Genomic DNA, 12,070 nt, shown 5'->3' with positions numbered 1-12,070 from the left:
TAACCGTTGGTTTTTGACTGCCTGCCCTTTAGGGGGCAGGCAGTCAAAAACCAATATTATAAAGGCTTTGGCAATTTTTGGAGATGTCTATTGATGACGAACTTTACTCACAACTTGGCGATCGCTATTGGCATCAACCAATATCATAATGGTATCGCCAGCTTGAATACGGCAAAACCCGATGCTGAAGAACTAGCTAAACTCTTGAGAGATAAGTATCAGTATCAGGTTGAGCTAATCACTGATGACACTGAGCGTAAGGCCACGCTGAAAGAGCTTGAAAATCTGCTTACCAAATGGTTGCCTGAACAACTCCAGCCACCTGCCAACAAGAATCGCCTCCTCTTCTACTTTGCAGGACACGGAATGGCTCTCGAAAGCGATGATGGACCAAGAGGATTTCTGCTGCCTCAAGATGCGAATCCCAATCCCAAGCCTGGAGAGTCGAACAATTTCCTGTCTATGCAGGTATTACATGATGCCCTGATTGCCTTACCCTGCCATCACCTGATCGTTATTCTTGACTGCTGCTTTGCTGGAACGTTTCGCTGGGCGAACACCCGCAAACTCGGTTCAGTTCCCGAAACTATTCGTCGAGAACACTACCAACGCTTCATCGACTATCCCGCTTCGCAAGTCATCACCTCTGCTGCCCACAACCAGGAAGCCCTCGACTTTTTGAGCGATAAGCGAGGTATCAGCAAAAAGTCGCAGGCTCAGGAGAAAAAACACTCGCCTTTTGCAGAAGCCCTGTTTGAAGCACTACAAGATGGTGACCCGGATGAAAAGGGCAGGCGATACAAAAACGCAGACTTAACGAAAGATGGCGTGATTACTGCCCCCGAACTTTATCTTTACCTGCGTGACAGTGTAGAAACCCGTTCTAGCGATCGCCAAACCCCCGGACTCTATCCCCTCAAGAACCACGATCGCGGCGAGTACATCTTCCACGACCCAAACTTTGACCCCAAAACTCTGAGCAAAGCCGACCCCATCGATGAAACCAACAATCCCTATCGGGGACTAAAGCCGTTTGAAGAGGAACACGCACGCTTCTTCTTCGGTAGGCAAGAACTCATCAAAAAATTGTATGGGCGAATCGCTGCACCCGACCACTCACTGACCGTTGTTTTGGGAGTTTCCGGTTCTGGGAAATCCAGCTTGGTCAAAGCGGGACTGATTCCGTATTTGAGAGAATTATCCGAGCCAGAGGTGTTTGCACTCAACCTTGTCAAGGTTTGCATTTTGACATCAGCTATCCTTGCTGATGTTTTTCCCAAGTTCTTGTTACCACTTAAATTTCTGCCAATCAATTACGTACATCAGTGGCACATCCTCAACCCTATCCGTCCCGGTGAATCGCCCTTCGCTGCTCTAGCCAGAACCATTTGGGCGATCGCAGATATGCCCATTACAGTCCAACTCGACTCGCTTGGCTTTCTCCGCGAAAAGCTCAACAAGGAAACCAAGGAACTCAACACTCAAGCTGCCAAGGCTACCAATAAACATGGAGAAACCAGCCGCACCACGCAACGCTTAAAGCGGGAAGCTGAGAAATTTGCCCAAATTACCACCACCTGGAACCAGGACACTCATGCTGCCAAGCAACTGCTGATTGTAGAGCATTTCGAGACACTCTATGCCCTTTGTCAAACTCAAGGAAAGCCAGAATCCCAACAGCAGCGGCAACTGAAAGAGGTCTTCCTAGCTTGCCTCAATCCCCTGACTCAGCGCTTGCAATCCGCTCCCAATTCCTTTGTTGAAATCGTCAAAGCCTGGAGCCAGAAGCATTCTGGTGTCAAATTACTGCTGGTCATTGACCAGTTTGAGGAGCTAGTCACGCTTGGTCGCAAAAGTCAACCCAATCCACAGAGCAATACTCCCGAAGAATGGCAACAGTTCTTGCAACTGCTGGAGACAACCCTAGCCGCAAACCTGCCCCAACTGCGCCTCATTGTCACGCTGCGCTCCGACTTTGAACCCCGTTTCTTGAACTCCGAAGCCCTGAAATCCCACTGGACGAGAGCAAGGTTTCCAGTACGCGCTATGCGCTCGGACGAATTACGACAAGCGATCGAGGGACCTGCATCGGAAATGGCACTCTACTTTGAACCTGCCAACCTAGTCGATCGCCTCATTGACGAAGTAGGTCAGATGCCAGGAGCATTACCCCTGCTCTCCTTCACCCTCAGCGAATTCTACATCAAACTTGCCGAGAAGTGGAGAGATAGCAAAAGTAGCGATCGCGCACTCACAATTGATGCTGAGTTTGACAAAGAAGGTGGCGTAGCTGGCTCTCTAACTCGCAGAGCGAATGAGGAATATAAAAAGTTAGGGGAGGAATTGGGTAAAGCCGCTCAACGAACCATGCGCCGGGTCATGTTGCGAATGCTGACCCTGGAAGATGGAGAAACTGCACGGCGACGAGTTGCTGACGATGAATTGGTCTATCCAAACCCTAAAGAGAGTAATCGCGTCAAGCAAGTGGTTGGTCGATTGGTGGAAGCTCGCCTCCTCGTCAAAGGACAACTGGAAACCGGAGAACCCTATGTAGAACCAGCACATGATTTTTTGGTACGTAGCTGGGATCAGTTACAAGAGTGGATCAAAGACGAGCAAGAGGCATTAGCTCTGCAACAACGCTTAACCATTGCGGTGAACGATTGGTACAACAAGAGCCAGCAAGAAACAGAACAGCAAAATTTACGGAATGTTTGGAGGCACGCAGAAACATTTGTTATCCGAAAAGTTCAGGATTGGGAACTACATAGAGAACGTCGAAAACAAAAACAATCAAATTCCTCCAAACGCTCAGGCGAAAGATCAATCCAATATCTTTGGGATGACGACCCTCGACTCGATCAGTTGAAACAAATCTTTATCAAGAACAACTGGTTCAACCAAAATGAGGATAGCTTTGTACGGGAGAGTTTGATTGAACGACAAAGGAATACTTCTAGGCTCATAATCGGGCTAAGTAGTTTTTCTACTGTAGCGATGATGCTGGCCGGCTTTGCGGGATGGCAGTGGTGGCAAACAGAATTGCAAAAAAAACAAATGGAAACAATACAGTTAGGTCAAAGCGATGCTCTCAGTCAGTATTCAGAAGAACTTTTTAATAAAAAGCAAGAGTTTGATGCACTCATAGCAAGTTTACGAGCAGTCACACCACTTAGACGCGCAAAAGCTCAACCTTCAATGCAGGTTTTAGCTGCTTTGCGACAGGCAGTTTACGGACAGAAAGAGCATAGTTTGGAAGGACATAACGATTTGGTCTATACTGTCGCCTTTAGTCCCGATGGTAAAACATTGGCTTCTGCAAGTAGTGATAACACCATCAAACTGTGGAACCTACAAAGCCAAACAGCGATCGCTACTCTCACCGGGCATAGCAGTTCGGTCAATAGTGTCGCCTTTAGTCCCGATGGTAAAACATTGGCTTCTGCAAGCACTGATAACACCATCAAACTGTGGAACCTGCAAACCCAAAAACCCATCGCCGCTACCCTCACCGGGCATAGCAGTTCGGTCAATAGCCTTGCCTTTAGTCCCGATGGCAAAACATTGGCTTCTGCAGGCTCTGACAAGATCATCAAACTGTGGAACCTGCAAACCCGACAAGCCATCAAAACCCTCACTGGGCATAGCACTTATGTCAAGAGCGTCGCATTTAGTCCCGATGGCAAAACATTGGCTTCTACAAGCGGTGACAAAACCATCAAACTGTGGAACCTACAAAGCCAAACAGCGATCCCCGCTACCATTAGAGGGCATAGCGATGTGGTCAATAGCCTTGCCTTTAGTCCCGATGGCAAAACATTTGCTTCTGCAAGCGCTGACAAGACCATCAAACTGTGGAACCTGCAAACCCAAAAACCCATCAAAACCTTCACCAGGCATAGCGATGTGGTCACTAGCGTCGCCATCAGTCCAGATGGCAAGACTTTGGCTTCTGCAAGTGCAAGCGTTGGCAACACCATCAAACTGTGGAACCTGCAAACCCAAACAGCGCTCTCCATCCTCACCGAGCATAGCAGTTCAATCAGTAGCGTCGCCATCAGTCCAGATGGCAAGACTTTGGCTTCTGCAAATGCTGACAAAACCACCAAACTGTGGAACCTGCAAACCAAAAAAGCGATCGCTACTCTCACTGGGCATAGCAGTTGGGTCTATAGCGTCGCCATCAGTCCCGATGGTAAGACTTTGGCTTCTGCAAACAGTGACATTAAATTATGGAAGCTGCAAACCCAAGAACCCATTATTACCCTTACGGGGCACAGCAGCCAGGTCAAGAGCGTCGCTTTTAGCCCCGATAACAAGACTTTGGCTTCTACTGGCTGGGGCATCATCATACTGTGGAACCTGCAAACCAAAGAAGCGATCGCTAACCTTACCGAGCATGAGGATTTGGTCAATAGCGTCGCCTTTAGTCCCGATGGCAAGACTTTGGCTTCTGCAAGCAATGACAACACCATCAAACTGTGGAACCTGCAAACCCGACAAGCCATTAAAACTCTCACCGGACATAGCAATTGGGTCGAGGGTATAGCCATAAGCCCCGATGGTCAGACATTAGCTTCTGCTAGCTGGGATATGACTATCAAACTGTGGAACTTGCAAACCCGACAAGCGATCGCTACCCTCAGAGGGCATAGCCGTGAAGTCTATAGCGTCGCATTTAGTCCCGATGGCCAGACTTTGGCTTCTGCAAGCGGTGACAAGACCATCAAACTGTGGAACTTGCAAACCAAAAAACTGATTACTACCCTCACCGGGCATAATGATATGGTCAATAGCATCGCCTTTAGTCCTGATGGCAAGACTTTGGCTTCTGCAAGCGCTGACAACACAATAATTTTGTGGAATTTCGATTTTGACGATTTATACGAGCGCGGTTGTAACTGGGTGCGTCCCTACTTGCAGAATAATCCCAATGTCAGCGACAATGATAGGGATCTGTGCGGTGGTGTTCCTGCAAGTCAATAAGCTTTTGGCAAAGGTTATGGATACGATTATGTTAAAGTGACTTCTGTTGCTGTCAGTCCAGATAGCCAATACATTGTTAGTGGTTGTAGCGATCGTTCTGTCCGTTTGTTGCGGAGTCAATGGAAAACTTTGTTAGATGTCTGCTGCGATCGCCTCCGCTACCACCCCGTCTTTACAAATTCTGAATCAATTGAAGATATAGAACAGCGCAAGATTGCAATTGCTGCTTGTGAAACTTGCCGAAAATATGTCTGGAGCAAGGAAGATATCTCAGTTTATGCAATGAAGTACAGGCAGTTTACACGCTTGTCAGCTAAAGAAGGGAGGCAATCGCGCTGAAGTTACTGGAATTTTAGACGGTTGAGCGATCGCCTTCAGCAACACAAAGGCGATCGCTATCACAGCTAATTGGCAAAACTTACTCTTTATTAGAGTTTAAGGAAAACAAATATTTTATGCTCCAAAACTAGATTCAGAAGTTACGGTAGGATCAGTTGTTGGCAAAGTATTCTTCCATCTGTCGCAAATAAGCTTACCTCCTTGCTTTGATGTCCGTTTAATAATTAGAGTAGCAACAACGGCTGCGATCGCAGGAGCTAATCCCAAACTAGAGACCAAAAACGGAGCTAACATCCCAGCGGCTTTAGCAATATTTTTCTCCAAATCCTCATCCAATAACTTTACCAATTCTTTCATAGTTTCATCAGCAGTATCGCCCCCTAAAGGAGTACACAGCAGATTGTAGGCTGCTGGGCTAATCCAATTGAACAGACGCTGACCTGCTGCTAGAGCATCATCCAAAGCCCCTCTTGGTACAGCCGTATCAATCTCAAGCGAATCTACCGAAGCTGAGCGGGTGTCTCCTTTCTTTAGATCCTCTCCAATAGTTTGAGCACGCATTCCCAATCGCGCTTCCAGTTCCTCTTCATTAAGATCTGATAGAGCTTGTAATAATTCGCTAACATCTGGCATAAGGTTTACCTATTTAAATCAATCGCATTGGCGATCTATACTCAACAATTATACTCCTCGAATCGAGTTGCAGCGGGAAAATACATTAAAATTTTGGGGGCGACAGATCTGAGGTTAGTCTCAAAACTATTGCTTGAATCTTGAGATAGTTCGCCAAAAATGTAGAGAGTTGAATAAGCGATCGCAAACAGACAATTTAAGTAGATTAAAATATCAATAAAGATACCCCTCCAACCAGAGGAGACCGTTTTAACTAACTCAAAATACCAATAAAGGTGAAGTCTATCCCCATCTGCTACTCCTAGCATCAAGGCAGCAGTAAACAGATACCACCTTATGGCTAGACCAAAAAAAGTTGCCGTCCCAGATGCCATAGCAGTAATGGATTTTGGCGGCTTATCCACTCGAGTCTTTTACTTTGAGTCACACAAGAGCCAAACCAATTCCTTCATCATGGAATCCCAAGTAGGGCCAGTAAGCCGAGATACAGCCAATGCCTACACCCTGCCCAACTTAAATTCCACCTCTCCCGAAAACATCGCTTGGGTTGCCATCAACAATGATTGCCGAGCAGTCGGTTACTTAGCCGCATCCCAATTCAATGCACACATCGGCTTAAATGGCCTCAAATACAGCAGCGCCCTGTACAAAGCCTTAGCAGCTTTATGGGTAATCTCGCAAAAATTAGACTTAGGCCACCACTTCAGTATAGCGATCGCAGTCTTCCTACCCCCAGGTGAGTTTAACGACTCCAAACAATTTTTTGAGCTATTTAAGTCACGCCGCTGCTTCTTTTGAAACCCCCACAGGCAGATTCTCAGTCAAACTCGATAAAACCCAAGCTTTGCAAGAAGGTGGCGGTATTTCTATCGTTCACAATAGCAAACTCGGAGCCGCTTTCAAAACCAGGGTGACAGCCTTTGCAATGGTGGGATTTCGCAATGCCTCTCTAGTCATAGCAGCTAGAGGTGCTGTCGGTAAAGGCAAAACCTCAGACTTAGGCATGGTGCGAATGGTCGAACTCGTGCAAGAGCGCACCTCTAACTACGATCTGGCTCGGCTAGCAGAAGCGATCGCTATTTCAGGCGATCGATACAACCGTCCTTACTTTTATCGCATCGCACGCAATCGAGAAGAAGCTGCTAGGGAACGAGAAGTAGATGAATTGATTGCCGCCGTGAAGCAATCTCGTTCTGACTATGCAAGGATGTTAACTCATTGGTTCGATGAAGTGCTACCCCCCGACACTGATGAAATCGTCTTTTGCGGTGGTACAGCAGAATACCTCAAACCTGAGTTACGTTCTCACTATTCCCGTTACGCTCAATCTTGGCACGCAGGCATTGTAGTACCACCAGAATTAGATCCAAATGGATTAGGACATCGTTTAGCAGATGCTTACGGTTTGTTCGTCTATTTCAAATCTCAATTTGAGCAACTACTCACTCATCTTACACAATCCACTGAAGCTGAATCACCCCAGGATAATGCAGAAACATCGACACAAGTATCTATTGAGTTAAATGCCATTCAAGCTGATACAGAAACGCTCGCTGTTACTGAAACAAAAGCTACAAGCAAATTGGATGCTGCTTCATTATTATCTGGGCCTTACCGGGGAGCAGTTAAGAAAAAAGAAAGCAGCGAACCTAGTTTAAATGGGAGCAAATAAAAATGCCTAGAAAGCGCTACAAAGAAATTAGTTTGCGTTGTCAATATTTACCAGACTCAGACGAAGCTTTGCTGTTTTCCTACTTACAAAATCATCCTTTTTTCAGTTTCAAAGAAATGATTTTGCCATTAGTTCGCGCTCGGTGGTTACTAGCTGCTTATCGCAATGCCGAAACACACTCAAAGGAACAACTAGAGTACCTGAGACGAGAGTGTATAAATTTCTTCATCAGACAGATAGACGAAGTTTGCCATGATGCTGGTTTCGATTGCGCTGAGCTAGGTGCGATCGCTCCCGGTGTCTATTCGGGCTTAGTTCCTTTTAAAGGTATGCCTCAAGCTGTCGCCGAATCAGTTAGTTGCGTTTCACCTACTGTACCATCATCATTTGAACGATTCGATAAACCAGACGAACTAGCAGTTAAATCAGTTGAATCATATCAACTAAATAAACCAGATGTAGAATTACAGTCAACTGAATTTAACTTAGCAAATTTCGATCCAGCAATGCTCGGCCCCACATTTAGTTAGCACTAGGAGATATATGCCAAACAGAATTCATTTAGTAGACGGGGAAAAAGGGGGAATCGGCAAATCGATGTTTACTTGCGTGCTAGTCGAATACAATCAAAAGTACGACCTCCTTTACACGCTAATCGATGGAGATTCCAAAAATGCTGACGTGCAGCAACGCTATCCCGAACATGAAGCGCAAGTAGTTGCCTTAGTCGAAGATGAAGAAAACTTCTTCGACATCGATATCATTTTTGAAACTGCCTTAGAAACTCCAGTCATCGTCAATCTACCCGCTCGCGCTTATGGCATTATCAACAAATGGATTGATGAAGCTGGCTTAGTTTCCCCCGACTTTCTAGAAAAGTCAGGAGTTGATATCTGTAAGTGGTTCTTATGTAGCGGTACGCCTGATAGCATCAAAATGTTTATGGACTCCTTCAATTGTTTTGAAGGTCAATTAAAGCACGTTTTGGTACGTAACTTTGGTGTTTGCAAAGATTGGTCACATATGCAAGGCCATGACGACATCTTGCAACTCATTAACAAACACCAAATCCCCGTCATAGACTTTCCCAAACTCAGTGCCAAAGAAAGGAAGTTTATCGAAACGAAGCGATTGTCTTTCTCTCAAGCGATGAACCATCCAGACTTTTATTTGATTAGTCAACAACGCCTGCACACTTTTCTCGAAGAATCCTACAGTCTAATCGAAAATGTTGGTTTATTTAATGATGCACCAAATCGCTTGATTCAACCTAACATAAATACCACTCCACCTTTAGCCAAACAACCAGATAAAACTGTTGCTTGATGTCTATCAATGCAGTTGATTAACAAAACACCCAGATTGTTCTTCAATCTGCGGTGTACTTATTATAACCTTATTTGGGAGTTAATACAATGCAATATGATGACATTTTAGAAACAGACGAATTTGGTGAAGAATTAGGTAGGACTGAACTAGCTGAACCAGAAGATACAATACCAGAAACAGATAATAAATTTACTTACAAACAAGAGTTTTGGGAAGCTATTGATGATGAACTGAAAACAAAGCGATCGCAGCATGAATCGCCTCTATCTGCCCCACCAAAATACGAGCGAAATACCGAATCATTAATCAGTCAAGTGCTGAAAGGGAAAGATCCCGAATTCCGCGCTAATGTGATCAACACAGCTTACCGATACGGTCTAGATAAAAATGACCCCCTTTTAATTATTTTACTGGCTACAGGTCAGCTAGAACTACTGTTAGAGCAGAAACCAGATGAGATTGACAACTTCTTTAAAGAGTGGCAATCTAAATGGCGATCGGACTTGAAAGATTCTCAAGCAATTATCAGCCAAGAAATAGAGCAAGTACAACAGTTTGTTGATAATTGGGCGCAGTCAAGTCGAGAAGTTCTAGAACGTCAGAGTAAAGCAGCAATTAAAGTACAAAGCCGCAATATTTCCAATTCAGTTAAAACCTTAGTGCGACAAGCTGCATTAGAAAAAGTAGCTCACGATATTTGGTCGGTGATTTTTGGCAGTGGTGTAGTGTTTGGTGCGATCGCAATTGGTGTATTCGTTGGATTAGCAATCCCTCGCTTTACTCCATCACCAGAACTCGACCCAACTGGACTCCGACAGTTAACATTGAAAGAAGCATCTGCATTAGAATGGGGATTAAGCAATGAGGGTCAATTTGCTCAAAAGAATGTCGATACTATTCGCTGGGCAATGAGTAATGAAGGGAAATACGCTCGTCAGTTTATGAGTTGGAATCAAGCACTGTTGAGCGAAAAGAATGGCAAAAAGCTGTGTGAAACTGAAGTTAGCCGTTTGGGAGTTACTTTAACAGTTGAAGGAAAAGCTTCCAAGGGAGGATTTTGTACTTTGTGGACTCGTTCTCCAAAAGAAAGACAGTTTAGCAGTAATTAAATATAGCTATTAATTAACAGGGTTGCTCTCATCTGTCAGTAGCGATACTGACAGCAACTTACCATTAACAACGTTAACATTATAGCGTTTGACGAAATGAGGATTAGCCCATTGCTCGAAGGCTAAAATACTATCTGTATTCCAGCGTAAGTTAGAAATCGGTCGCCAGGGTAAAAAGCACTCACTTTTCAATTCAAATACTTGACCTGTTTTTCTACGTTCCACAAATATCCTATCTTGACATTGTTCGGATATTCCTGTTCCTGGCAATGGTACACAAGCGATCGCCACTCTGAATGTATTACTTTGATTGCTGGTAGTTTCCGTTAGCTGCATCGAGCGCAATGGTATTGGAGTCTGCACTATCCTAAAATCCTGGCATTCGCTTTGATTGAGAGTGTTGGAGCAAATAGCGATCGCTTGATTGCTTGGAGCAAAGTATACTGCTAAATAAACAACTGCAATCGACAACAACTTTTTCATCTTTGATACCTACGATCGATTCACTGATATAGCCGATAATTCAAATGTAACTTGCCATCCCAAGTCCGGCTGAATTAGAGCTTGGTTATCCAACAAAAGACAAGAAAATTTACTATTGTTTGTGGTAGTAGGTAATTGCTGTAGATATGTCTAGTGTAAAATCAAATAGTGAAGCTGGAGGGAATCGAACCCTCAAAAAGCCATCGTCTTAATGAGGCTGCCTTTACCTTTTAGCCACAGCTTCTTTTCGGCTACTAACCCGCTAGGGGTTAAAAAAAGAAAAACCCTCAGTCTAAAACTGAAAGTTTTGTTAGTGATTGCTACCTGTCTATTTAATTTCCAGCGCTATTTCATACAAGATTTGAGTATGGCACTTGTCTGGTTTTGAGTTATCTGTTTGATAATTCTCTTGGTCAATACAAAAACACATCAAATCAGTTACTACATCATCCTCAATGTCTTTAGCCAGCTTAATAACTCGCCTCAAATAAGCTCTTTCCCAATCTTCTAATTTACAAGTTTGTTGTTTCTGATACGCTTTCAACAGTTTGCCTAGCCAAGCTTGGTAACAGTCAAGAGATTCTGCTAATGTTTTAACTCGAAATCTTGCTGTTCCTGGCTTATGGCTGAAGGGATTACCGAGGCCGAGGTCTTCAATACTACGACCTCGACCACAGTACAAAACACCTGGTTTGTTGAGTAGTTTGGAATTGTATCTTCGGATGTTAATTATTGCTCCACCAAACAATAACTGCGCCCTAATTGTGGCACTCGCTGTTTTAGCTAGCTTGCAGAGTTTGCTGAATACTTGGTATAAGTTGCTGCTGCCTATCCTCTAGATGCTTCTTGATTTGCGATCGCAACCAAGATGTAGGTGCATCCTTACCGTTAATTTTAAGCCGAATGCGATCGCTTTTTGGCAAAGTTGCGTTCAAAGAGCGAATAACTGCACGACATTGGCGAAGGGTAAGTTTCTCAATTTGACCTAATTCTAGCACTTCAAGAGTAGTACAATTGGTATTAGTACTACTTGTCTCGACTGTGCAGATAGTGGTGTTTGTGGTGCTTCTTTCTGTTGTGTTTGTTGCATCTGTTGAAACTGTTTCCGTTTGTTCCTCTGTTTGGCTGGTGAATACAGTTGGTATGGTTTCAGATGCTGGCGACGCTAGCTGTTTAGCAAAAGCACCAATGAAAATGTAGTGAGCGAAGATACCACCATAGCCGATAATGGCTACTGCTTCGATTGCGAAAGTCAGAAAATCTTGCAATTCTTGATACATTTGCGTTCACTCAAACTTTTTTAGGGTAGCGGCAATCGCCGCTAGAAATTAAATCTGCCCTTAACTAAAAACCTTGGAATTGACCTTTTAGAGGTATTGACAGCAAAGCAACTGAATTGGTACTTGCTAGTTTCAAATTCTTAAGTACGATCGCTAATCCAAAGTTAAGCAGGTATAGTTTGAATCACCCAAACCCAAGAATCAGTTTTCAGATCGGGCCACCTTTGGAGTAGGTAAAC

Annotated in this window: 11 protein-coding genes; 7 read left to right on the top strand and 4 right to left on the bottom strand. The window is 44.4% G+C overall.

Going from position 1 to position 12,070, the window contains the following annotated elements; genetic code table 11:
* Positions 1 to 93: 93 nt before the first annotated feature.
* Together H6S82_RS05220 and H6S82_RS05215 are read left to right on the top strand one after the other, a co-directional pair.
* Complete coding sequence (locus tag H6S82_RS05220; RefSeq protein ID WP_190475115.1) at positions 94 to 4,986, top strand: caspase family protein; 4,893 nt, start codon at positions 94 to 96, stop codon at positions 4,984 to 4,986.
* A gap of 36 nt (positions 4,987 to 5,022) precedes the next feature.
* Complete coding sequence (locus H6S82_RS05215; RefSeq protein ID WP_190475113.1) at positions 5,023 to 5,325, top strand: WD40 repeat domain-containing protein; 303 nt, start codon at positions 5,023 to 5,025, stop codon at positions 5,323 to 5,325.
* 114 nt (positions 5,326 to 5,439) lie between these two features.
* Here H6S82_RS05215 and H6S82_RS05210 read toward each other — a convergent pair whose 3' ends face one another.
* A complete protein-coding gene (locus H6S82_RS05210) occupies positions 5,440 to 5,958 on the bottom strand; it encodes a hypothetical protein (RefSeq protein ID WP_190475111.1) in 519 nt (172 codons plus the stop codon).
* Positions 5,959 to 6,294: 336 nt separating this feature from the next.
* Between H6S82_RS05210 and H6S82_RS05205 the strand changes: the two genes are divergently transcribed.
* From H6S82_RS05205 to H6S82_RS05185, 5 genes are all read left to right on the top strand, one after another.
* Positions 6,295 to 6,756 (top strand): hypothetical protein, encoded by a 462-nt coding sequence (locus tag H6S82_RS05205; protein WP_190475109.1) that lies wholly within the window; start codon positions 6,295 to 6,297, stop codon positions 6,754 to 6,756.
* Entirely contained in the window at positions 6,722 to 7,630 is a 909-nt protein-coding gene (locus tag H6S82_RS05200; RefSeq protein ID WP_190475107.1) for a hypothetical protein, read from the top strand. The genes H6S82_RS05205 and H6S82_RS05200 overlap by 35 nt, the downstream gene beginning before the upstream one ends.
* Positions 7,631 to 7,632: 2 nt before the next feature.
* Positions 7,633 to 8,160 (top strand): hypothetical protein, encoded by a 528-nt coding sequence (locus tag H6S82_RS05195; RefSeq protein ID WP_190475105.1) that lies wholly within the window; start codon positions 7,633 to 7,635, stop codon positions 8,158 to 8,160.
* A gap of 13 nt (positions 8,161 to 8,173) precedes the next feature.
* Positions 8,174 to 8,956 (top strand): mobilization protein MobD-like protein, encoded by a 783-nt coding sequence (locus H6S82_RS05190; RefSeq protein WP_191056057.1) that lies wholly within the window; start codon positions 8,174 to 8,176, stop codon positions 8,954 to 8,956.
* 89 nt (positions 8,957 to 9,045) lie between these two features.
* Positions 9,046 to 10,068, top strand: a complete 1,023-nt coding sequence (locus H6S82_RS05185; RefSeq protein ID WP_191056056.1) for a DUF6753 family protein — start codon at positions 9,046 to 9,048, stop codon at positions 10,066 to 10,068.
* 9 nt (positions 10,069 to 10,077) lie between these two features.
* Here the strand turns inward: H6S82_RS05185 and H6S82_RS05180 are convergent, their stop codons facing one another.
* The 3 genes from H6S82_RS05180 to H6S82_RS05170 all read right to left on the bottom strand — a co-directional run bounded on the left by H6S82_RS05180 (position 10,078) and on the right by H6S82_RS05170 (position 11,831).
* Positions 10,078 to 10,551, bottom strand: coding sequence for a hypothetical protein (locus H6S82_RS05180; RefSeq protein WP_190474471.1), 474 nt, complete (start codon positions 10,549 to 10,551; stop codon positions 10,078 to 10,080).
* A 328-nt stretch (positions 10,552 to 10,879) separates the two neighbouring features.
* The gene (locus H6S82_RS05175; RefSeq protein WP_190474473.1) at positions 10,880 to 11,233 is read right to left on the bottom strand and encodes a hypothetical protein; all 354 of its coding nucleotides are present in this window, start codon (positions 11,231 to 11,233) and stop codon (positions 10,880 to 10,882) included.
* 97 nt (positions 11,234 to 11,330) lie between these two features.
* Positions 11,331 to 11,831, bottom strand: coding sequence for a hypothetical protein (locus H6S82_RS05170; RefSeq protein ID WP_190474475.1), 501 nt, complete (start codon positions 11,829 to 11,831; stop codon positions 11,331 to 11,333).
* Positions 11,832 to 12,070: the final 239 nt, after the last annotated feature.

The sequence above is a fragment of the Planktothrix sp. FACHB-1355 genome (assembly GCF_014748295.1).
Classification (GTDB): Bacteria; Cyanobacteriota; Cyanobacteriia; order Cyanobacteriales; family Aerosakkonemataceae; genus Aerosakkonema; species Aerosakkonema funiforme_A.
Note: the sequence above shows the minus strand (reverse complement) of the source record. Positions and strands in the feature narration are given on the sequence as shown.

Bases quoted from the DNA above. Each gene is read 5' to 3' on its own strand.
- H6S82_RS05220 (WP_190475115.1), top strand. From the start codon at position 94: ATGACGAACTTTACTCACAACTTGGCGATCGCTATTGGCATCAACCAA.
- H6S82_RS05210 (WP_190475111.1), bottom strand. From the start codon at position 5,958: ATGCCAGATGTTAGCGAATTATTACAAGCTCTATCAGATCTTAATGAA.
- H6S82_RS05205 (WP_190475109.1), top strand. From the start codon at position 6,295: ATGGCTAGACCAAAAAAAGTTGCCGTCCCAGATGCCATAGCAGTAATG.
- H6S82_RS05195 (WP_190475105.1), top strand. From the start codon at position 7,633: ATGCCTAGAAAGCGCTACAAAGAAATTAGTTTGCGTTGTCAATATTTA.
- H6S82_RS05190 (WP_191056057.1), top strand. From the start codon at position 8,174: ATGCCAAACAGAATTCATTTAGTAGACGGGGAAAAAGGGGGAATCGGC.
- H6S82_RS05185 (WP_191056056.1), top strand. From the start codon at position 9,046: ATGCAATATGATGACATTTTAGAAACAGACGAATTTGGTGAAGAATTA.
- H6S82_RS05180 (WP_190474471.1), bottom strand. From the start codon at position 10,551: ATGAAAAAGTTGTTGTCGATTGCAGTTGTTTATTTAGCAGTATACTTT.
- H6S82_RS05170 (WP_190474475.1), bottom strand. From the start codon at position 11,831: ATGTATCAAGAATTGCAAGATTTTCTGACTTTCGCAATCGAAGCAGTA.